Below are 21451 nucleotides of genomic sequence, written 5' to 3'. Positions count from 1 at the left end.
GGTCGACAAACCATGTCAACGCAGTGTCCCGGTGAGATCGGGTGACGAATCCACAATTGACTGAGCCCACCGCTACCAGCACCGACGACACAGATCAGCACAGCCCCGGGGGCGGCGTCCGCCGAACCGTGCTGCCCGGCGGCCTGCGCGTTGTCACCGAGTTCGTGCCCGGCGTGCGCTCGGCATCGATCGGCGTGTGGGTCGGCGTCGGGTCACGTGACGAAGGTCCGACCGTCGCGGGCGCCGCGCACTTCCTCGAACACCTGCTGTTCAAGGCGACGCCGACGCGCTCAGCACTCGACATCGCCCAGGGCATGGACTCGATCGGCGGTGAACTGAACGCGTTCACCGCCAAGGAACAGACCTGCTACTACGCCCACGTCATCGACGAAGACCTGCCGTACGCGATCGAAGTCGTTTCCGATGTGGTGCTGAACGGGCTGTGCCGCGCGGCCGATGTCGACGTTGAGCGCCAGGTTGTGCTCGAAGAGATCGCGATGCGCGACGACGACCCCGAAGACCTCGTCGGCGACGCGTTCATGACCGCGATGTTCGGCAACCACCCGATCGGTCGGCCGGTCATCGGCAGTGTTGAGTCGATCGAAGACATGCAGGCGTCGCAGTTGCGTGGCTTCCACCAGCGGCGATACCGGCCCGAACGGATGGTTGTCGCGGTCGCGGGCAACGTCGACCACGATCTTGTCGTCGAATTAGTGCATCGTGCGTTCGAACCCCGCCTTGACCTGAGCGCCGAACCCGCGCCTCGGCGCGAAGGGGTGTTCCGCCAGCAGGGCGCGCCCGGACTTGTGCGCATCAACCGCGACGGCGAACAGGCGCACCTCGCGTTCGGTGTTCGCGCGTTCGGACGGCATGAGGGGTCGCAGCGCTGGCCGTTGTCGATCCTCAACACGGTGATCGGTGGCGGACTGAGTTCCCGGCTGTTCCAACGCATTCGAGAAGAACGCGGGCTCGCGTACTCGGTGTATTCAAGTGTCGACACCTTCGCCGACACCGGCGCGTTCTCGGTGTATTTGGGCTGCCAGCCCGAAAACCTCGCGCAGGTAACGTCTTTGGCGCGCGGCGTACTCGAGGAAGTCGCGGCGAACGGGGTCACCGAAGCCGAATGCCAGCGGGCGAAGGGCTCGCTACGCGGCGGACTTGTTCTGGGACTTGAGGATTCGGCGTCGCGGATGAACCGCATCGGTCGAAGCGAACTGAGCTACGGCAACCACCGCAGCGTGTCGGCGACGTTGGCGCGCATCGACGCGGTGACCTCCGACGAGGTGGCTGAAGTGGCACGGACGGTATTGGCCCGCCCCTTCGGCGCCTGCGTAGTCGGCCCGTACCAGCGCACCCGCGACCTGCCAGCGGCAGTGCGTAAATTGGTGGAGTGAGCTACATGAGCTGGGCGGCGACTGTCGCGCCCAGCTCCCAACACGCTTCGAGTTGCTCTTTGGTTGGTTTGCCCGAAACACTCACGTACTCAGCGACTTTCACCCAACCGAGCCCCGTCGTGATCGCGGCGACGCCCTTCTCCGCACCCTCGCCACCCTCATTCGCGTGCAAATACAGGCCGTAGGGGCGGCCCTTCGTCGCGTCGAGGCACGGGTAATAGATCGTGTCGAACGCGTGTTTCAGCGCGCCGCTCATATAGCCGAGGTTGGCTGGGGTGCCGAGGACGTAGCCGTCGGCTTCGAGGACGTCGGTCGCGGTGACGGCCAACGCGGCCTTGCGGACCACATCGACGCCCTCGATCTCCGGGTCGGTCGCTCCCGCGAGCACCGCTTCGAACATCGCCTGACAATGCGGCGACGGCGTGTGATGCACAATCAGCAACCGGGGCATGGGCTCTCCTAGTTCTCCTGGCTCTCCAGCTTCTCAAGCGCGACAGCACGTTTCATCGCTTCGCGCGCACGACTGCGGTCGCCCGCGATGTCGTATGCCTTCGCCAGTCGATACGACGAACGCCAGTTATCCGGGTCGGCTTCCCACTCCTGCTTGACCTGGGCGAACAGACCGTCGGCCGCTTCGCGCGTGACGCGACCCGACGGCCGACGTTCCAGGTGCGAGGTGTCGAGTTCGCGGCCCTCGTCATGCATCCGTCGCGCCAGGTGCTGATGGGCGAACGCCGCGCGCAAACTAGCCCAAATGATCCACGCGCCAAGCGGAATCAACATCAGCACGCCGATGCCCATCGCCGTCGGCGCGACGCCACCGGCCTGGATGAACTGGATCGCGAAGAACCCAAGAATGCCGAAATACAGGACGATCGCGACCAGCAGAAAGCCGATCAAGCCAAGTGTCCGAAGGACTTTGGCGTTATCTTTCGCCTGGTCAGCGCTCACAGGTCAAGGAACGGGTCGAGCCCGACAGTGAGGCCGGGACGGTTCGCGATCTGCCGCACGCCCAACAGCACACCGGGGGCGAAGGAATTGCGGTCGATCGAATCGTGGCGAATGGTGAGCGTCTCGCCCTGGGTGCCGAACAGCACTTCCTGGTGCGCGACCAGTCCGGCGAGGCGCACCGAATGCACGCGCACGCCGTCGACGTCGCCGCCGCGCGCACCTTCCAACTCGATGGTCGTCGCGTCCGGGCTCGGGCCGACACCCGCGCGTTCACGGGCTGCCGCGATGATCTCGGCGGTGCGGTAAGCCGTGCCCGACGGGGCGTCGACCTTGTTCGGGTGATGCAGTTCGATGACCTCGACCGAGTCGAAGAAGCGGGCCGCCTGCTCGGCGAAGCGCATCGACAGCACCGCGCCGATCGCGAAGTTGGGCGCGACCAGCACGCCGACCTCAGGACGCTGCGCCAACCAGCCGCGCACCTCGGCGAGACGAGCCTCATCGAAGCCGGTGGTGCCGACGACAGCGTGGATGCCGTTGTCGATGAGGAACTTGAGGTTGCCCATCACCACGTCGGGATTGGTGAAGTCGACAACGACCTGGGTGCCGGTTTCGGTGAAGGTTTCCAGCGCGTCGCCCTTATCGACCTGGGCGACAAGTTCGAGGTCCGGGGCAGCTTCTACCGCCGCGCAGATCGCCTGGCCAACTTTGCCCTGTGCTCCAAGTACTCCGACCCGAATGGTCACCCTGCCTCCTCGTTTCGCTCTCGACCCAAGCCTATCGGGTGGTCAGTCGAAGACGATCACCTGCCGCAGCGCGGCCCCGGCGGCCAGGTCATCGAATGCTTCGTTGATGCTGTCGATGCCGATGCGCGCGGAAACGAGGCGTTCGAGGGGGAGTTCGCCGGCCCGCCAGCGGCGGACGTACTCGGGGATGTCGCGCGACGGGACCGCTGAGCCGAGGTAGGAGCCGATGATTGTGCGACCCTGCGCGACGAGCGTGAGTGGCGAGATGGTCGCGGTCGCGTCGGGAGCGGGGAGGCCAACTGTCACCGTGACGCCACCGGGTGCGGTCGCGGCAACGGCGGTTTCGAACGCGCGGACGTTGCCCGCCGCTTCGATGACGGTGTCGGCGACGATGCCCGCCTCGGCTAGCTCGGCCGGGGTGTACGTGGCGGTCGCACCGAATTCCCTTGCGAGCGCGAGCTTTTCGGGCACCGTATCGACGGCGATCACCTCGCCCAGTCCCAACGACACGGCGACAAGGACGGCCGCCATCCCGACGCCACCGAGGCCGACGACCATGATGCGGTCACCGGTTTGTGGTTTGGCGGCATTCAGGAGCGCGCCACCGCCGGTGAGGACCGCGCAGCCGAGGACAGCGGCGACTTCGGGTGGCACGTCATCGTCGACGGGGACGACCGAGCGTCGATCGACGACCGCGTGCGACGCGAAACCCGAAACGCCAAGGTGGTGGTGGACTTCTTCGCCATCGCGAGCCAGGCGGCGACCGCCCGCGAGCAGTTCGCCCGCGTTGTTGGCGACGCTGCCCGGCGCGCACGGGGTGCGGCCGTTGCTCGCGCAGCCCGCGCACTCGCCGCAGCGGGGCAGGAACGTCATGACAACGCGTTGACCTGCGGTGATGTCGTCGACGCCTTCGCCTACTTGCTCAACGATCCCGGCCGCCTCATGGCCGAGCAGCATCGGCACCGGCCGCACCCGGTTGCCGTCGATGACCGACAGGTCCGAATGGCACAGGCCAGCCGCTTCGATCCGAACTAGCAGTTCGCCCGGGCCAGGCTCGGCAAGGTCGAGCTCACCGATGGTGATCGGGCGCGAATCAGCGAACGGGGCGGGTGCGGCGATCCGTTCCAGAACCGCTCCACGAATCTTCATGATCGAAGAACTTACCGCGAGAGCCTTTACAGATTCGGGGATCTGGCGTTAACCTCGATATCGGTGATGGTGCTCCTGTTGGCCGCCTCGTACCGTGCCCAGGGTCGGCGCCATCACGAACAAGGAGAAATCCCCTGTCAGTGCAGTTCAATCACACCATTGTCGGATGTCGCGATAATCGGGAAACGGCCGAATTTTGGGCCGATATCCTCGGGTTGGACGTAGGAAAGCAATGGGGGCCGTTCATTCCGATCGCCCTCGAACATGGAATCGCGTTTGATTTCGCGAACGTGCCGCCGTTCATTTCCGAGATTCAGCCACAGCACTACGCGTTTCTGGTGTCTGATGCCGAATTTGATGCGGCTTACGCCAAGATTCAGCGCTACAAGCTGGAGCATTGGGCCGACCCGCAGAAACATGACGTCAACGAAATTAATCACAATGACGGTGGTCGAGGGGTTTATTTCCTCGACCCCAATGGGCACTTTTTGGAACTGATCACGGTTCCTTACGGTGGTTTCCCGGAGTAAACCGTCTGTGCGAATAGCACCAAGGCCGGCCCCAATTGTGGGACCGGCCTTGGGTTTTCACGCGCACGGTTTCGTTAGGCGATTTTCGCGGCGACCCGAGCGCCTCGAATACCAAGCAATGCGGCACCGATGCAGGCCAGCGCCACGATCACGACGAACCAGGGGAACACCGTGGTCAGGCCCCACTCGGTCGCGGCCCAACCCGCGGCAATTGTCGGCAGTGCCATCGCCGAGTAGGCAAGCAGGTAATAGGCCGACATCGTTTCGCCACGTCGATCGGCGGGAACCACTTCCGACAGGTGGCGCAGTGAGCCACCGAAGCCAAGTCCGAAGGTCGCGCCAAGAACCAGGCCCGCGACGAGCACGACAAGCCAGTTCTTCGTCGCGAGCGCGGGCAAGGTCAGGACAAGCGCGGCGGCCATACCGAGGTCACCGATGATCGCGGCTTTGCGTGCGCGGATGCCCGTCGCGAACAGTTGGGCGGTCGCGCCCGCCAACGCGGTGCCCGCGACGACGGCCCCACCGAACACGAGGTTGTGCACGCCAGTCTTGGCGGCGGCGAGCGACGGGTACAGCGAAAGCAGCACGCCAAGCACCGACCACGCGGCCATCACGCCGATCGCCGAGAACCAGAAATCGGCCCGAATTTCGGCGGGGACAGCGGGTTTCGCGATGCGGATGCGTGCCTTGGTGCGGGCGGTGTGCGGTTCGTTGAGGAAAAGAATCGCGGCGGCAGCGGCCACGCAGAGCACCGCGATCACCACATACGGTGTGCGCAACGGTGCTGGCGCGTACTGCGCGAGTACGGCGGTGCCGAGCACAGCAATGGCGATGCCGACATTGAACGCGACGCCGCTGAGTTGCCCGGACCGCGCGCCGCGCTCGGGGCGAAGGTCGAGCAGAGCGGCGGCACCGGCCACAACGGTCGCGCCGACGGCGGCGCCGTGCAGGGCACGGGCAAGCAGGAGCATGGCAACCGAGTCGGCGATGAGGAAGGCGGCGAGTCCGGCGATCATCGTCGCGAACGCGCCGATCATCACGGGCTTGCGTCCGACCACATCGGAAACGCGCCCCGAAACGAGCACCGCGCCCAGCGCCGCGACGGCGTAGACGGCGAAAACGAGCGTGGTCGTGAGCGGCGAAAGGTGCCATTCGGTCTGGTAGATGCCGTACAGCGGGGCGGGGGCGCCGGAGACGCCGAGCGCGACGCCGGTCGCGACAAGGACGGTGCCGTAGGCCCATCGTTGCGTGTGGTGTTCGGGTTCCACGATTGTTGTCGCCACGAGGGCCCCTATCAGCAGAGTTTGATCTTCATCGAACGGATCGAACGGTACGCCGAGTATGATGGTTATCGAACCCAGAGTGAGGTAAATCATGACATCGGCTAACGATGCGTTGTCGACGGCGTCGGCCCCCGTCGCCGAACTCCCCGCTGTCCTCGGCGCACTGCACGACCCGGTCCGCCTAGAAATGGTTCGCCGCCTGAGCAACGCGGGCGCCCCGGTCCGCTGCTCGGCGCTCTACGACGTGATCAACAAGTCGACCGCGACCCACCACTTCAAGATCTTGCGCGAGGCTGGCGTGATTGAACGCCTGACGATCGACGGCCAGACCTACCAGCGGTTGCGAGTCGACGCGTTGGAACGCGCGGTACCAGGGCTACTCCCCGCGGTCGTCGGAGCGGCGAACGAGGCAGTGGGAGAGTAGGCGAAAGTCGTCGTGCCCCAACTTCTCCCGGCTAACAGGCCGTCACGTGATGCGGTACACCTGTACCATCTGCACAGCGTGACGGGAGAGATCTGTGGACCACGAACGACGGTCGGTGGCCCGGGTTGGGCTCGTTGAAGACCATGAATCGGTCGCTATTGGGCTCGCCGCCATGCTCGGGCCTGAAGCTGATCTTGATCTCGTTGCCACTGCCGACAGCGTGGCGGGGCTGCTCGCCCATCCCGAAGCAAGCAACGGGCTCGATCTTGTCGTGCTCGACCTAAGGCTGCCCGACGGGTCAACGCCCGGCGACAACGTCACCGCGCTGCGCGAACGCGGCATCGAAGTGCTCGTGTTCACCGGGGCCGACAACGCCTTCCTCGTTCGCTCTGCCGCGAAAGCCGGTGTGCTAGGCGTACTTCGGAAGTCCGAAGGGGTCGCCACCGTCGTCGACGCCGTCCGCAAAGCCGCCTCCGGCGAACAGGTAGTCACCACCGACTGGGCCGCCGCCATCGACGGCGACCCGCAGCTGTCGGCAGTCGGCCTTAGTCCGCGGCAAGAAGAAGTACTCATGCTCTACGCATCGGGCGAAAAAGCGTCGCGCGTCGCCCGACTCACCGGCCTCTCCGAACAAACCGTCAACGACTACCTCGGCCGCATTCGCCAGAAATATGCCGATGCGGGCCGACCCGCGCCGACCAAAACCGACCTGTACAAACGCGCCGTCGAGGACGGGTGGCTCCCCGTCCCCGAACGGAATCACCGAGGGTGATCCAGCACGAACTCGCGCGGGCGGCAACCGACCAAATCGTCCGCAGGCTCGGCGTCGCGATCGGCGTCGGCGCACTGATCGTGATGGTGCTCGAACTCCCAGCGGTCCTCACCCAACACACCGTCGACGGGCATTGGCCCGAAATCCAACTCGCCGCCGCGTACGTGATGTTCGCGCCGCTCGTCGCGGTGTCGGCGCGCGGTCCGGCAGCCGCGATTGGTCCCTTCGCGGGCGCGGCCGCCCTCTGCTACCTCGCAGCGACCGTGGCAACGCCCGCGATCTACGCCGCCGTCCACGCGGGCTCGATCGCCTCATGGCCCTACCGTGGACTCGTCCTCGGCACGATGGCGGCTGGCCTCGCCTGGTCGGTCCGCTTCGCCGCCGGGTACGCCGCGATCCTCGCCGTCGCGACCAGCGCGTCGAATTGCTTTGTGATACCGGAAAGTTCGCTCTTCGGCGACATCACCCGCGCACTAGGCGTCGCCGCCCTCTTCCTCTGGTGCGTTGTCTACGCCCGCGCGGCCGCCGACCGTGTTGACCGCGAAGGCGTGCGACAACGAGGCAGAGCCGCGACCGTCGCCGCAGCCGCGGCGACCGAACGGGAGAGCGCGCGCTTCGCGGCGTTGATTCACGACGCGGTCCTGTCGACCTTGCTCGCCGCCGCCCGCGCGACCGAGTCGACCGCCGCGCTGCGCGGCCAGGCCGCACGCACCCTCGAACAGCTCGAACAGTCAAGGGCAGCACCGGCGGTGCTCGCCATCGACGCACCCTCGATCGTGACCCTGCTGCGCGACGCGACCGCCGACGTCGCCCCCGACCTGGTCGTCGGCACGACGCTCGCCGACACCACATTGCGCGTCCCCATCGACGTCGCGCAACGGCTCGCCGCCGCCCTCACCGAAGCCCTGCGCAACAGCCTGCGGCACGCTGGTCAACGGGCGCGCCGCGCTGTCGCCGTCGAGCTCACCGCGACATCGGTGCAGGTCACCGTCTCCGACGACGGCGCTGGCTTCGCCCCCGAGACCGTGCCAGCCGACCGACTTGGCATCGCGGGCAGCATCATCGGCCGCATGGCCGCCGTGGCGGGCGGCGCCGCGATCGTCGAGTCGACCCCGGGACTCGGCACGACCGTCACCCTGCGATGGGAGCCCGATCATGGTTGACCGCGACGTGCTCGGCGTGCGCGAACTGCTCGGGCTCGGCGACGGCCTCGCCTGGCTGTTCGTGCTCGTCTTCGAAGCGACCGTGCTGATGTATATGCGGGTCAATTTCGACCTGGTTCCGTTCTTCCCCGCGCTCGTCGCGCTGGTCATCATGGGCACCGCCGCGCTGATGGTGACGGTGTTTCCGATCGACCCACTGCCCTACCTCGTCACCGCGTTCATCGTTTGTGCTGGCCCGATCGCGATGGGCCTCACCGTGCCCTTTGTCAACAATCGCGCGGGCTTCTCCCCGCAGTTGTGGACCGCGTACCCGACGTCGTATGTGCTCGCGATGCTCGTGGTACGCGGTCGCGTCGCGTCGGCGTGGGCCGGAGTTGTCGCGACCGCGATCGTGCTGCGACTGTTTGGCGTCTTCTCGTCGTGGCAGCCCGAAACGGTGCTGCGCGCGCTCACCCCGGTCGCGACGGTCGCGGTGGTCACCGTATTTATGACGATCATCCGGCCAACGCAACGGTCACTGCGGGAACTGCGCGGCCACGCCAACCAGCGTGCGGCGCGCGAGGCCGCGCTTGAGGCGGTGAACGGCGAACGCGACCGACAGTTGGCGCGACTAGACCAGGCCGCAGGGCCGATCCTCGCGCGCATCGCGGCGGGCGTCGAGCTCAGCGACGCCGAACGCGAGCAATGCCGACTGCTCGAAGCCGAACTCCGCGACGCGCTCCGCGCCCCACAACTGGTGACCGACGCGCTGAGCGCCGCCGCACGTGGCGCGCGTGGGAGGGGAGTGGAGGTCACGCTCCTCGACGACGGCGGCTTTATCGGCGTTCCAGCGTGGGTGCGCGGCAAGGCAATTGACGCGGCGGTCGACCAATTGACAAGGGCCACATCAGGATCGGTCACCGTGCGGGTACTGCCCATCGGCCGACGCTGGGTTGCGACAGTGCTCGCGGTGAGCCCGAGCGACTACCGTCGCACCGAAATCGACACCGCGGGGACCGTGCGAGTTTCGAGCTGAGCAAACTTGTCAGACCCCTCTGGCATGGTGATCGACATGCAGCGGATGAGTGCGGCAGCAGCGCGAAAGATCGCGGTGGCGGCCCAGGGGTTCGGCAAGCGTCCAAGCAGCACGCCCAATCGGCGCGCTGTGCTCGACGTCGTGAGCAAAACCCGGCTGCTGCAACTGGATTCGGTGTCGGCGGTCGTGCGCGCCCATTACGCGCCGGTGTTCGCCCGGCTTGGCTCCTACGACCGTGGGCTGCTCGACACGATCGCGTGGAGCGATCCGCGCGGGTCCGGCCGTGGGCTCGTTGAGTATTGGGGCCACGCGGCAGCGCTCATGCCGATTGCCGACTGGCCGCTGATGCGCTTCAGGATGGACGAATACAGCAAGGGCCGCTGGGCGAACGTGCAGCGCGCGGTCGAACGCAATCCCACCCTCGGTGCCGACATTCTCGACGTTGTCCGGGAGGTTGGCCCAGCGAGCGCGGGCGAGATCGAACGTCACCTTGAACTCGACAAACCGCGTCCCAAGGGCAGCTGGTGGAACCTCAGCGACACCAAACTGCTGTGCGAACAACTGTTCGCGGCAGGCGAACTGTCAACGGGAACGCGCGTGAATTTCCAACGCCACTACGACCTCACCGAGCGAGTCATCCCCGCCGACATCCGCGCGCGCGTGATCGACGAGGCCGAGGCGATGCGGGAATTGGTGCGCAAAGCCAGTCGCGCGCACGGCATCGCCACCGAAGCCGACCTCGGCGATTACTACCGGCTGCGCCGCAAACAAACAACGCCAGCGATCCGCGACCTAGTAGACGCGGGCGAGTTGGTTCCGGTTGAGGTCGACGGCTGGGGTGAACCGGCGTATTTGCACCCGGAAGCCGCGACGCCACGACGGATTTCCGGAACCGCGCTGCTATGCCCGTTCGATCCGCTGATCTTCTTCCGGCCGCGTACCCAGCGAATCTTCGACTTCCACTATCGAATTGAGATTTACACTCCCGAAGCCAAGCGCGTACACGGGTATTACGTGTTCCCTGTGCTGCTCGACGGGCAACTTGTTGGCCGCGTTGACCTTCGGGCCGACCGCGCGGCGGGGGTCCTGAATGTGCCTGGCGCGTTTGCCGAACCAGGTCACGCGAACGCGGCGACAGCCGCTGCCGTGAACACGGCGTTGCGCGAGATGGCGGACTGGCTTGAACTGGAGAAGGTCGTCATCGGCGAGCGCGGCGACCTCATCGAGTTGCTATGACTAGCAGCGTGACTCGCGGTGGGTCACCACCCCTTGCCACCACCGCGCATCTGGTCGCGCAACGCGCCGCTCACCGCGCCCGACAGCCACGAGTTCAGCGACTGTCCGTTTTGCGCCGCCGCGTCCTCCGCCTTGGCCTTGAGTTGCTCGACCAACCGCAGGGTTACGCGGCTGATGTCGCCGGTCATTTCCTCGAAGGTCGGGTTGACGCTGGGGTCGGGCTCGGCCGTCGGGTCGTCAATGGGCGTGTTCTTGCGCACGTCCACCACGGCGTCGGTGTTGTCGAGCCGCACGGTGACGGTTCGGTCGCCGAGTTCGGTACTCACTTCGGCGGCCAGTTCCGACAAAGCCGACAAGAGCGTCAGCCGGGTCGCGCTTTCGACCGCGGCGGCCAGCGCCGCGGCGGTGGCCTGCGTTTTCTCATCGCCCAACGCCGCTGCGGCGATGATGTCGGCACGAAGTCGCGCGGTATACGCGTCAAGGTTCATGACATCAGTATGACGTCATCGGTGATGTCACGCCAGGAAAAGTTTGACGCCATCGGCGCTCATTGGTGGCGTCACGAGGAACACGCGCGGGCGGCGTTCGCGCCGCTAGGGTGTCGAAGCACACTTGGTAACCGGGTAGCCTTGCTGACCATGACGAACGGTGAATCGACGCAGACGCAGCCCCGCGCGTCCGGCACAGTCGGTGTCGCGATGGTTTCCCCTTTTAGCGCTGCGGGCAAGCTCGACGTCGATGCTGGCGTCGCGTTGGCGGCACGTCTGGTCGACCGGGGAGTCGACCTGCTCGCGATCTCGGGCACCACCGGTGAGTCGCCGACCACGTCTGAGGCTGAGAAGGTCGACCTCCTGCGCGCAGTTGTCGACGCCGTCGGCGACCGCGCCACCGTCATCGCGGGCGCTGGTACCTACGACACCGCGCATTCCATCGAACTGGCACGCGCCGCCGAAAACGCGGGCGCGCACGGGTTGCTCGTCGTAACCCCGTACTACTCGCGACCCACCCAGGAAGGGCTGATTCAGCACTTCACCGCGGTCGCGCAAGCAACTGATCTTCCGGTGACGCTCTACGACATTCCGCCGCGCTCGGTGGTCCCCATCGCGATCGACACCATTCGGCGACTCGCCGAGGTGCCCAACATCGTCGCGGTGAAGGACGCCAAGGGCGACCTGGTCACGGGTGCCGATCTGATCGCATCGACTGGCCTGGACTTCTACTCCGGCGACGACGGGCTCAACCTGCCGTGGCTGTCGGTTGGCGCTGTCGGTTTCATCAGTGTGATCGGGCATCTCGTGCCCGAACGGTTGCGCGAGCTTCACCAGTCTTATCTCGCGGGCGATATCGTGAAAGCACGAGAACTGAACGCGACACTGCTGCCGCTGTATGCGGCCATGACCCGACTCGGAGGTGTGGCGATGTGCAAGTCAGGACTGCGTTTGCTCGGTGTTGACGTAGGAGAGCCGCGATTGCCGCAGCTGATGCCTACCTCTGAACAGATTGAGCAATTGGCTGCGGATTTGGCAGCCGCGGGGGTGTCGGCATGACCGAACCCGTCGCACGGAAAACCCGTCGCCGCTCGGCTAGTCGTGCCGCTGGCGCGCCTGCCCCAGTGGCAAAGACCCCGGTCGAGAATGTGCAGGCCGCGATCGACAAGGTGATCCCGCCTAAGGGCGGAACCGCCGAAAAGGCCGCCAAAGCTCCGGAGGCGATCGACGAGCCCATCGCCGTGATCGGCGCCGAAGCCGATCTCGCTGGCGAGACCGAGGTGGTCACCGAAATCGCGACTGAGCGCACGGCAGCGGGCACGTCGACGACCGCGCCGAAGAAGAGCTCACGCCGCGGCGGGCGCACCCGTGGCCAGGGCGGCGGCAAGACTGAGACCGAAACGCGACCGGGCAATGGCGGCAACGCCAACCAGGGCGGCAACCGTGGTCGTCAGGGCGGCAATCGTGGTCGCGAGCAGAACGCGCCCAAGGCCGCCCAGGATCGGCTCGGCGCGCCGCCCGCGCTGCCGAAGAACGGCCTTCGCGTTTTCGCGCTTGGCGGTATCGGCGAGATCGGTCGCAACATGACCGTCTTCGAATACGACGGCAAGCTGCTCATTGTCGACGTCGGCGTGCTGTTCCCGGAAGATCAGCAGCCCGGTGTCGACCTGATCCTGCCCGACTTCGGTCCCATCGCCGATCGCCTCGACGACATCGAAGCCATCGTGCTCACGCACGGTCACGAAGACCACATCGGCGCGGTGCCGTTCCTGCTGCGTGAGCGGCCCGACATCCCCGTGCTCGGTGCGAAGTTCACCCTCGCGCTTGTCGCGGCGAAGGCGCGCGAACACCGGTTGCAGCCGAAGCTGCGCGAGGTCGCCGAGGGCGAGACCACCGTGCACGGTCCGTTCGAGCTTGAGTACTTCGCGGTCAACCACTCGATCCCCGATGCGCTCGCTGTCGCGATCCGCACCGGCGCCGGTGTTGTCCTGCACACCGGCGACATCAAGCTCGACCAGCTGCCGCTCGACGGTCGCCTCACCGACTTGGCCGGTTTCTCGCGCCTCGGCGACGAGGGTGTCGACCTGTTCCTCGTCGACTCGACCAACGCCGAAGTGCCCGGCTTCGTCACGCCGGAACGCGAGATCGGCGGCGTGCTCGACAACGTGATCGGCAAGGCAACCAACCGCGTGATCGTCGCGTCGTTCGCCAGCCACGTGCACCGCATTCAGCAGGTCGTCGACGTCGCGCAGAAGTACAACCGCAAGGTTGCCTTCATCGGTCGCTCGATGGTCCGCAACATGGAGATCGCCCAGGAACTGGGTTACCTCAATGTGCCCGAGGGCGTTGTTGTCGACATGGACCAGGCGGCCAGCCTGCCCGGAAACCGGCTCGTGCTTATCTCAACGGGCTCCCAGGGCGAGCCGCTGTCGGCGCTGTCGCGCATGGCGCGAGGCGAGCACCGGCAGATCAACATTCGCCCCGACGACCTTGTCGTGCTCGCGTCGTCGCTCATCCCGGGCAACGAGAACTCGGTCTTCGCCGTGGTCAACGGGCTCGCGCGGCTCGGCGCGACGGTCATCACCCAGCAGAACGCCAAGGTCCACGTCTCGGGCCACGCGTCGGCGGGCGAGCTGCTCTACCTCTACAACGCGGTGCGCCCGACCAACGCGATGCCGGTCCACGGCGAATGGCGGCACCTGCGCGCCAACGCCAAGCTGGCTGTGGCGACCGGTGTCCCTGAGGACCGCGTTGTGCTCGCTGAGGACGGCGTCGTTGTCGACCTTGTCGACGGCATCGCCTCCATCGTCGGTCGCGTGCCGGTCGGGCATGTTTACGTCGACGGCAACCAGGTTGGCGATGTCGGCGAGTCCACGCTGTCGGATCGGCTCATGCTCGGCGAGGGTGGCTTCATCTCCATCACCGTCGTCATCGACTCGGATTCGGGCAAGGTCGTGAGCACCGAGATCAACGGGCGCGGTTTCTCCGACGACAAGGCCGCGCTCAAAGACGCGACCCCCCTCGTCGAAGCGGAACTGTCGCGACTGGCGGGCGAAGGTGTCACCGATACGCACCGCATCGCCCAGGGCGTGCGTCGGGTTGTTGGGCGTTGGGTCGCCGACACCTACCGGCGTAAGCCGATGATCGTGCCAACGGTCATCGAGGTCTAAGAACGCAAAAAACGCAGGGCGTCAACGAAAACCGTTGGCGCCCTGCGTTTTTGGTTGTTACGCCTGGCAGGCGGCCGAATCGAGCTTGGCCGACTTCACGATGTTGCACGCGAACGTGTGTGACACCTTCCATGAATCACCGTCGGCGACGAAGTCGACGAACGCGTCCTTGACCGGGCTGCCGTCGATGGTCACGTCGGCACCGGCGCGGATCTTGCCGTCCTTGGCGTCGGGCACATTGGTGATCGCCGCCTTGACGTTGTTCTTCTTCGCCGCGTCAACGAACTTGTCGACCAGCATCGGATCCTTGTCGGCATCCTCGATGTAGGTCTTCTTCTCGTCGCCAGTCAGCAGACCAGCGAGCGCCTTGTTAAGGCGCGCGTTGAGCTCCTCAGCGGTCGGCTTGGGCAGGTTGGGCGCGGGCGTGGCGACAGGCTCGACGCCCTCTTCCTTGACCGGTGCCTTGTCGCCGGTTTCGAACTGGCCACCAGCGGGCTTGGCGCTGGTTTCGGTCCCGGTCGACGAGTCGGTCGAACTGCACGCGGCAAGGCCGAGGGTGGCGACAGCGGCCACCACGGCCGCCGCGGTCTTCAGTGAACGATTACGCACGGTTGTTTTTCCCTTGGGAGTGAGCGCGGTCAGAGCGAGTAGTTGCTTGTGCAGTTCCAGTGCTTGATGAACGCACCGGCACCCGGGTTGGCATTCAGTGCTTCACGCTTCGCGCCCTGGAGGGTCGACGCGGAACCAAAACCCCACCAGCCCTTCGAGATTGAGATCGCGCCACATCCGTTGCGGTAGGACACCTTGACCGCGCAGCCACCGCCGCCGCCCGCACCAGCGCACGCGTTGATCGCGGCCGACCGCGCTGCCGAGTAGCTGTCGTAATCCTGGGCGTAGCCATAAACGCCAGCACGGACATTCGCCGCGATCGCGCCGTAGTAGTTGCCGCCCTGCGCCTGAGCGGGCGCGATGTTGCCCGCGAACAGGCCCGCGGTGGTGGCGACCAGCACCGCGGCGCTGGTGAACATTCTCTTCACTTGTTGCTTCCCCTTCGTAAGCAGCCGGGTCGTTGACCCGATGGAGCGCAGTCAACGTACCGACCGAAACGTTGATTGCGCTAGCCGCACAACAGGTCTCGTAGGCGCGCGGCAAGGATTCGGCAAGCGGTTAACCGCGAAACGCAGAGTTTGTCGGTGGGTCGGCAACGCGGCTCACCTGCGCAAACACCGCCCAGCTCGGCTGGTGCCAGTGTTGCCGATGGTCTGGGTGGGGCGTTGACCGTTAGCCTGATGACATGGCAGCAAAGCCCCGTAGCACAACGACGCCGCGCGCGCGGGCGGCATCGACGGCGTCGCGTGGCGCGCGCAAACCCGCGGCACCGGCTCCGCGCGCCTCGACGCGGGGGCGCGCGGCACCTGCTCAGGTACGGAAACCTGCCGCCCGCCGACCGGTTCGCCGGACTACGGGCGCGTCATCGACCGCGCCGCTCGCCGTCGTTGGTCGTGGCATCGGCAGCGGCTGGACGTTGCTCGCGCGGGGCGTCGGCGCGACAACGCGCACGCTCAGCCGCGCTGGCGAACTCGATTCGGGGCACCGTCGCGACGGCTTCGGCCTCGCGTTGATCGCGGTGAGTGTCGTGATCGCCGCGGCGATGTGGTTGGGCGCTGGCGGCCCGGTCGGGCGGCTGCTCGAAGACATCGTGCGTGCGGTCGGTGGATCGGCAGCGGCGGTCGCGCCGCTGTTGCTTGTCGGGCTCGCTGTCGTGTTGATGCGTACGGAGCCGCATCCAGAAATTCGGCCGCGCTTGGTGTTAGGCGGCGCGCTTGTCGTCTTGCCGGTGCTTGGGTTGTGGCATTTGGCCGCAGGCTCGCCGGGCGACGCGGCAGGTCGAGCGCGCGCGGCCGGTGCTGCCGGTTGGCTCATCGGCGCACCGCTCGGGCAGGGGCTTACGCCGTGGCTCGCGTTGCCAGTGTTGTTGCTAGCCATGGTTTTTGGTGTTTTGCTGCTGACGGGGACAACGGTGCGTGAGGTGCCGTCGCGGTTGCGTGAGTACTTCGGGCTTGGCGACGACCAGCATTCCGACGACCGATACGACGACTACGACGCCGACGGTTTCCCGGTGCATCGCACGCCGTCACGGCGTCGACGCAAGGGCGAAACCGATTCGGCCACCCCAGCATTCGACTTCGACACCGACGACATCGGTGAGCCGCCATTGCGCGACGCGAAACCGATGGACGGTCTCTTCGACGCACCAGCTGCCGCGCCTGCCCCAGCGCCCGCGCCCAAACCGGCGCGCAAGCGGCCGACCGTCGCGCCCGTCGACCAAACACCGCCGCCACCGCCCGCGGAACCAGAATTCGTCACCGATCGCGTTGTCGATGGCGACTACACGCTGCCGCCGCTGAACCTGCTCATCGACGGCGACCCGCCCAAAAAGCGGTCGGCGGCCAACGAAACGATGATCGAGGCCATTACCGAGGTGCTCGTTCAGTTCAAAATCGACGCTGCCGTCACCGGATTCGTGCGTGGCCCGACGGTCACCCGTTACGAGGTTGAGCTCGGCCCCGGCGTCAAGGTCGAGAAAATCACCGCGCTCGCGCGCAACCTCGCCTATGCCGTCGCGACCGAGAATGTGCGGTTGCTCGCGCCCATTCCCGGCAAGTCGGCCGTCGGCATCGAGGTGCCCAACGCCGACCGCGAACTCGTGCGTCTCGCCGACGTGCTGAAGTCGCCGCATACGCGCAACGACCACCATCCGCTGGTCATCGGTCTTGGCAAGAACATCGAAGGCGAATTCGTCTCGGCCAACCTCGCCAAAATGCCGCACCTGCTTGTTGCTGGCTCGACCGGCTCGGGTAAGTCCAGCTTCGTCAACTCGATGCTGGTTTCGCTGCTGCATCGGGCGACCCCCGACGAAGTGCGGATGATCTTGATCGACCCGAAAATGGTGGAACTCACGCCGTACGAGGGCATTCCGCACCTGATCACGCCCATTATCACTCAGCCGAAGAAGGCCGCCGCCGCGCTGGCGTGGCTGGTTGAGGAGATGGAACAGCGATATCAGGACATGCAGGCCAACAAGGTTCGCCACATCGACGACTTCAACCGCAAGGTGAAGTCGGGGCAGATCACCGCGCCGCTCGGCAGCGAGCGCGTCTACCGGCCCTATCCCTACATTCTCGCGATCGTCGACGAACTCGCCGACCTGATGATGACCGCGCCGCGCGACGTCGAAGACGCGATCGTGCGCATCACGCAGAAGGCGCGCGCTGCCGGGATTCACCTGGTTTTGGCGACGCAGCGACCGTCGGTCGACGTGGTGACCGGTCTGATCAAGACCAACGTGCCGTCGCGGTTGGCGTTCGCGACGTCGTCGCTCACCGACTCGCGCGTCATCCTCGATCAGCCCGGCGCGGAAAAGCTCATCGGCATGGGCGACGGCCTTTTCCTGCCGATGGGCGCGGGCAAACCGACTCGCTTGCAGGGCGCGTTCATCTCCGATGAGGAGATCGCGGCGGTGGTCGACTTCAGCAAGACCCAGGCCGAGCCGGAGTATCAGGAAGGGGTCACCGCCGCCAAGGCGGGCGAGGTCAAGGACGTTGATCCCGATATCGGCGACGACATGGATGTGCTGTTGCAGGCCGTCGAATTGGTTGTCACGTCGCAGTTCGGGTCGACGTCGATGTTGCAGCGCAAGTTGCGCGTCGGGTTCGCCAAGGCGGGCCGGTTGATGGACCTGATGGAAACCCGTGGCGTCGTTGGCCCGAGCGAAGGTTCCAAAGCGCGCGACGTGTTGATCAAGCCGGACGAACTGGACGGGCTACTGTGGTCGATTCGTGGAGGGGACCCAGCCGCTAACGAGTGAAACGGACATTTCAGGCATGATGGCCTCATGAACGTAACCGCGCTCGAATGGGTGATCACCGGCGTTGTGATCGCCGGCTTGTTCGTCTTCGACTTCTTTGCCCACGTCAGAACGCCGCACGAACCGACGTTCAAGGAGTCGGGAATCTGGTCGGCGGTCTACATCGGGCTCGCGCTCGCGTTCGGTGGCTACGTCGCCTGGCAGTGGGGCGGCACGTACGCGGGCGAGTACTACGCGGGCTTTGTGACCGAGAAAGCGCTCTCAGTCGACAACCTGTTCATCTTCTTGATCATCATGTCCAGCTTCGCGGTGCCGAGGATGTACCAGCAGAAGGTGCTGCTCATCGGCATCGTGCTCGCGCTGGTGATGCGCGGCGCATTCATCGCCGTCGGCGCTGCCGCGATCAGTGCGTTTAGCTGGGTGTTCTACCTGTTCGGCGCGTTTTTGATCTTCACGGCGGTGAAATTGCTGCGCGAGAGCGGCCACGAGGTCGAACACGAACAGCAGGTCGACAGTCGGATCACCGTGCTTATCAAGAAATTCCTGCCGACCACTGATTCTTACGACGGCGACAAGCTCATCACCCGCGTTGATGGCAAGCGCGTGGTGACGCCGTTGCTGCTCGCGCTGGTCGCGATTGGTTTCGCCGATCTGCTTTTCGCGCTCGACTCGATTCCGGCCATTTACGGCCTGACGTCCGAGCCATACCTGGTTTTCACCGCCAACGCGTTCGCGCTGATGGGCCTGCGACAGCTGTTCTTCCTCATCGGCGGCCTGCTTGACCGGCTCGTCTACCTGTCCTACGGGCTTGCCGCGATTCTCGCGTTCATTGGCGTGAAGTTGGTGATGCACGCGCTGCACGAGAACACGTTGCCGTTTATCAACGGGGGCGAGCATGTGACCGTGCCCGAGATTTCGACGCCGCTGTCGCTTGGGGTGATCATCGGCATTCTCGTTGTCGCGACCGTCGCGAGTTTGCTGCGCACGCGCGGCCGTCAAGCGTAGAAATCGAAAAAGCGCGCCCACTTGCTCAAGTGGGCGCGCTTTGTTGTTGGCGGACTATTCGGCGGCGAACGCGCCCATCACCGGCAGCCACTCGACAACGCGCACGGCTTCGATGAGGCCGAGCTTGGCGAACGGGTCGTTGCCGAGGAACTCGGCGAGCGCGGCGGCGTCACCGTCGAAGGAGAACAGCAACAGCGCGCCGCTGCCGTCGGGGTAGGGGCCGCTCGACAGCACGGTGCCGTCGGCGACGAGCGCGTTGAGCCAGCCGCGATGCTCGGGCCGATTCGCGAGTCGATCGGCGGCGGTTGCCTCGGTGTAGGTGTAATGCACGGCGAAGATAGGCACAGCTACTCAACTTTCCTTACAGGGTCAGCAACATGCGGGTATTGCCCAGGGTGTTGGGCTTGACGTAGCTCAGATCGAGGAATTCGGCTACGCCGGTGTCGTAGGAGCGACACATCTCGGCGTACACCTCGGCCGTCACCGGGGTGCCGTCGATCTCGATAAAGCCGTGCCTGGCGAAGAAGTCGGTTTCGAAGGTCAGCACGAACACCCGCTGCAACTGCAACGCGCGCGCGACCGCGATCAGCCGCTCCACGACGATGCCGCCGACGCCACGGCCCTTGACGGCAGGGTCGACCGCGACAGTGCGAATCTCGCCCAAATCGGCCCACAACACGTGCAGCGCACCGCAGCCGACGACGCGCCCGTCGACTTCAGCAACCCAAAATTCCTGCACCGATTCATAGAGAGTGACGAGATTCTTTTCCAGGAGGATGCGACCGGCGTACTCATCGACAAGGCGTTTGATTTCCGGGACATCCGAGGTACGGGCTCGTCGCACAGCGACATCCGACATCGCGCGCGCCCTGGCATGCGGCGGCGATGAGGGCTGTATGTCGCTGGTCGAACCACCCAGTGGTCCCCGTGAGGTCATGGGGTGCACATTAGTCGGCCCGGTTACCGATAGTCTGAACGTGTGCCGCACATCCTGTCGTTCCGCTCACCGCATCGCGCCGGGCAACACGACCGGACATCGCGGCACGACGGGTGCGAGCAAACCGCGCGCGATGAGTCAGATGCGCGGCGCTATGTCGGTGCGTGCCGAGAGGGTGGGGCATGAGCGTGCAGCCCGATGAGATCAACCGTGAGCTAGCCCCGCAGGGTTCGCACGACCGTGCCGAAGCGGGAGTTCCCCTGCTCAATATCGCCAATGTGTTGACCATCGCGCGCATTGTGCTTGTCCCGCTTTTCGTGTGGGCGTTGTTCGTTGACGGGGGTCACGAGACTCGCTGGCGGGTGGTCGCCGCTGCGATTTTCGGGCTCGCCGCGATCACTGATCGCTTCGACGGGCAACTCGCCCGCAAATACGGTTTGGTGACCGATTTCGGCAAATTGGCCGACCCGATCGCCGACAAGGCGCTCATCGGTGCGGCACTGATCGGGCTGTCGATGCTGGGCGACCTCCCCTGGTGGATCACGCTGGTGATTTGCGGGCGCGAAGTTGGCGTCACGCTGCTGCGGCTTATTGTTGTGCGTCGTGGAGTGATACCCGCTGGTCGCGGCGGCAAACTTAAGACGCTCGTGCAGTCGGTCGCCATCGCGTTGCTGGTTTTGCCGCTGTCGGGGGCGTTCGCGACCGCGGGAATGGCGTTGATGTACGCGGCGCTGGCATTGACCGTGGTCACGGGCCTGGATTACGTCGGCCAAGCCGCGCGGGTGTGGGTGGCCGGTGGTCGGGCGCGACGCGCATGACCGGCGCGCCCGTCGTCGAACTTGTCGCCGCGTTGATCGCTGCCTCGCAGACGGTCGCGACCGCTGAATCGTTGACGGCAGGCTTGATCGCCGCCACGATCGCCGACGTTCCAGGCGCGAGCGCGGTGCTGCGCGGCGGGCTGATCGTCTACGCGACCGACCTAAAACACCAGCTCGCAGGCGTATCCGAGGAAGTGCTCGCCACCGATGGACCGGTATCGGCGACCACCGCCGTGCAGCTCGCCCAGGGCGCGCGCACGCGGTGTGGTGCCGATTGGGGAATCGGCATTACCGGGGTTGCCGGACCCGATTCCCAAGACGGGCACCCGGTCGGGACGGTATACCTCGGATTGGCAGGGGCTGAACAAAGCACCGTCATCGGGTTGAAACTGGCCGGTGACCGCGCGACGATCAGAACCGGCGCGGTCGCGGCGGCGGTGCGGGAATTGCTTGCCGCTGTGACCGTCGCGACACCGACGCGGATTCCTGACCCTAAGTAGGGGTA

General features: G+C 65.7%; 23 protein-coding genes. 13 read left to right on the top strand and 10 right to left on the bottom strand.

Going from position 1 to position 21451, the window contains the following annotated elements:
• The first annotated feature begins 56 nt into the window (after window positions 1-56).
• Window positions 57-1394 carry a M16 family metallopeptidase gene (locus tag IEX78_RS05860; protein ID WP_188827749.1) on the top strand — a complete coding sequence of 446 codons (1338 nt, stop codon included), beginning with the start codon at window positions 57-59 and terminating at the stop codon, window positions 1392-1394.
• Window position 1395: 1 nt separating this feature from the next.
• Here IEX78_RS05860 and IEX78_RS05855 read toward each other — a convergent pair whose 3' ends face one another.
• Genes IEX78_RS05855 through IEX78_RS05840 form a run of 4 tightly spaced genes read right to left on the bottom strand, consistent with a single transcriptional unit; the run spans window position 1396 to window position 4237 of the window.
• A complete protein-coding gene (locus tag IEX78_RS05855) occupies window positions 1396-1845 on the bottom strand; it encodes a flavodoxin family protein (protein WP_188827748.1) in 450 nt (149 codons plus the stop codon).
• An 8-nt stretch (window positions 1846-1853) separates the two neighbouring features.
• Entirely contained in the window at window positions 1854-2345 is a 492-nt protein-coding gene (locus tag IEX78_RS05850; protein ID WP_188827747.1) for a DUF805 domain-containing protein, read from the bottom strand.
• The gene (gene dapB / locus IEX78_RS05845; protein WP_188827746.1) at window positions 2342-3088 is read right to left on the bottom strand and encodes a 4-hydroxy-tetrahydrodipicolinate reductase; all 747 of its coding nucleotides are present in this window, start codon (window positions 3086-3088) and stop codon (window positions 2342-2344) included. Before dapB ends, IEX78_RS05850 begins: the two co-directional genes overlap by 4 nt.
• A 42-nt stretch (window positions 3089-3130) precedes the next feature.
• Window positions 3131-4237 carry an alcohol dehydrogenase catalytic domain-containing protein gene (locus IEX78_RS05840; protein WP_188827745.1) on the bottom strand — a complete coding sequence of 369 codons (1107 nt, stop codon included), beginning with the start codon at window positions 4235-4237 and terminating at the stop codon, window positions 3131-3133.
• A gap of 134 nt (window positions 4238-4371) precedes the next feature.
• Here IEX78_RS05840 and IEX78_RS05835 point away from each other — a divergent pair, with 134 nt between their 5' ends.
• Window positions 4372-4767 (top strand): VOC family protein, encoded by a 396-nt coding sequence (locus tag IEX78_RS05835; protein WP_188828262.1) that lies wholly within the window; start codon window positions 4372-4374, stop codon window positions 4765-4767.
• A gap of 74 nt (window positions 4768-4841) precedes the next feature.
• Here IEX78_RS05835 and IEX78_RS05830 read toward each other — a convergent pair whose 3' ends face one another.
• The gene (locus tag IEX78_RS05830; RefSeq protein WP_229683731.1) at window positions 4842-6050 is read right to left on the bottom strand and encodes an MFS transporter; all 1209 of its coding nucleotides are present in this window, start codon (window positions 6048-6050) and stop codon (window positions 4842-4844) included.
• Window positions 6051-6141: 91 nt separating this feature from the next.
• On the opposite strand from IEX78_RS05830, the gene IEX78_RS05825 reads away from it, so the two are divergent.
• The 5 genes from IEX78_RS05825 to IEX78_RS05805 all read left to right on the top strand — a co-directional run bounded on the left by IEX78_RS05825 (window position 6142) and on the right by IEX78_RS05805 (window position 10660).
• The gene (locus IEX78_RS05825) at window positions 6142-6474 is read left to right on the top strand and encodes an ArsR/SmtB family transcription factor (protein WP_188827743.1); all 333 of its coding nucleotides are present in this window, start codon (window positions 6142-6144) and stop codon (window positions 6472-6474) included.
• Between the two features lie 94 nt (window positions 6475-6568).
• Window positions 6569-7246 carry a DNA-binding response regulator gene (locus tag IEX78_RS05820; protein WP_188827742.1) on the top strand — a complete coding sequence of 226 codons (678 nt, stop codon included), beginning with the start codon at window positions 6569-6571 and terminating at the stop codon, window positions 7244-7246.
• Entirely contained in the window at window positions 7243-8409 is a 1167-nt protein-coding gene (locus IEX78_RS05815) for an ATP-binding protein (RefSeq protein ID WP_188827741.1), read from the top strand. The genes IEX78_RS05820 and IEX78_RS05815 overlap by 4 nt, the downstream gene beginning before the upstream one ends.
• Complete coding sequence (locus IEX78_RS05810) at window positions 8402-9424, top strand: DUF8320 family protein (protein ID WP_188827740.1); 1023 nt, start codon at window positions 8402-8404, stop codon at window positions 9422-9424. Before IEX78_RS05815 ends, IEX78_RS05810 begins: the two co-directional genes overlap by 8 nt.
• A 36-nt stretch (window positions 9425-9460) precedes the next feature.
• Window positions 9461-10660 carry a winged helix-turn-helix domain-containing protein gene (locus IEX78_RS05805; protein WP_188828261.1) on the top strand — a complete coding sequence of 400 codons (1200 nt, stop codon included), beginning with the start codon at window positions 9461-9463 and terminating at the stop codon, window positions 10658-10660.
• Between the two features lie 23 nt (window positions 10661-10683).
• On the opposite strand, the gene IEX78_RS05800 is transcribed toward IEX78_RS05805, so the two are convergent.
• Entirely contained in the window at window positions 10684-11148 is a 465-nt protein-coding gene (locus tag IEX78_RS05800; RefSeq protein WP_188827739.1) for a hypothetical protein, read from the bottom strand.
• A gap of 150 nt (window positions 11149-11298) precedes the next feature.
• On the opposite strand from IEX78_RS05800, the gene dapA reads away from it, so the two are divergent.
• Window positions 11299-12207, top strand: coding sequence for a 4-hydroxy-tetrahydrodipicolinate synthase (gene dapA, locus IEX78_RS05795; RefSeq protein WP_188827738.1), 909 nt, complete (start codon window positions 11299-11301; stop codon window positions 12205-12207).
• On the top strand, window positions 12204-14318 hold the full coding sequence (locus IEX78_RS05790) for a ribonuclease J (protein WP_188827737.1): 2115 nt from the start codon (window positions 12204-12206) through the stop codon (window positions 14316-14318). The genes dapA and IEX78_RS05790 overlap by 4 nt, the downstream gene beginning before the upstream one ends.
• A gap of 57 nt (window positions 14319-14375) precedes the next feature.
• Here IEX78_RS05790 and IEX78_RS05785 read toward each other — a convergent pair whose 3' ends face one another.
• Together IEX78_RS05785 and IEX78_RS05780 are read right to left on the bottom strand one after the other, a co-directional pair.
• Window positions 14376-14927 carry a WKL family lipoprotein gene (locus tag IEX78_RS05785; protein WP_188827736.1) on the bottom strand — a complete coding sequence of 184 codons (552 nt, stop codon included), beginning with the start codon at window positions 14925-14927 and terminating at the stop codon, window positions 14376-14378.
• A 29-nt stretch (window positions 14928-14956) separates the two neighbouring features.
• Window positions 14957-15346 carry a DUF4189 domain-containing protein gene (locus IEX78_RS05780; RefSeq protein WP_229683795.1) on the bottom strand — a complete coding sequence of 130 codons (390 nt, stop codon included), beginning with the start codon at window positions 15344-15346 and terminating at the stop codon, window positions 14957-14959.
• Between the two features lie 266 nt (window positions 15347-15612).
• Here IEX78_RS05780 and IEX78_RS05775 point away from each other — a divergent pair, with 266 nt between their 5' ends.
• Entirely contained in the window at window positions 15613-18186 is a 2574-nt protein-coding gene (locus tag IEX78_RS05775; RefSeq protein ID WP_188827734.1) for a DNA translocase FtsK, read from the top strand.
• A gap of 27 nt (window positions 18187-18213) precedes the next feature.
• Window positions 18214-19191 (top strand): TerC family protein, encoded by a 978-nt coding sequence (locus IEX78_RS05770; RefSeq protein ID WP_188827733.1) that lies wholly within the window; start codon window positions 18214-18216, stop codon window positions 19189-19191.
• A gap of 54 nt (window positions 19192-19245) precedes the next feature.
• Here the strand turns inward: IEX78_RS05770 and IEX78_RS05765 are convergent, their stop codons facing one another.
• Window positions 19246-19536 carry a YciI family protein gene (locus IEX78_RS05765; RefSeq protein WP_188827732.1) on the bottom strand — a complete coding sequence of 97 codons (291 nt, stop codon included), beginning with the start codon at window positions 19534-19536 and terminating at the stop codon, window positions 19246-19248.
• A gap of 16 nt (window positions 19537-19552) precedes the next feature.
• Entirely contained in the window at window positions 19553-20050 is a 498-nt protein-coding gene (locus tag IEX78_RS05760) for an amino-acid N-acetyltransferase (RefSeq protein ID WP_229683730.1), read from the bottom strand.
• A gap of 260 nt (window positions 20051-20310) precedes the next feature.
• Here IEX78_RS05760 and pgsA point away from each other — a divergent pair, with 260 nt between their 5' ends.
• Window positions 20311-20946: a CDP-diacylglycerol--glycerol-3-phosphate 3-phosphatidyltransferase gene (gene pgsA, locus IEX78_RS05755; protein WP_188827730.1), complete on the top strand. Its 636-nt coding sequence runs from the start codon at window positions 20311-20313 to the stop codon at window positions 20944-20946.
• Entirely contained in the window at window positions 20943-21446 is a 504-nt protein-coding gene (locus tag IEX78_RS05750) for a CinA family protein (RefSeq protein WP_188827729.1), read from the top strand. The genes pgsA and IEX78_RS05750 overlap by 4 nt, the downstream gene beginning before the upstream one ends.
• Window positions 21447-21451 lie beyond the last annotated feature (5 nt).

The sequence above is a fragment of the Nocardia camponoti genome, from assembly GCF_014646135.1.
Classification (GTDB): Bacteria; Actinomycetota; Actinomycetes; order Mycobacteriales; family Mycobacteriaceae; genus Nocardia; species Nocardia camponoti.
This window is presented reverse-complemented; position numbering and strand designations above follow the sequence as displayed.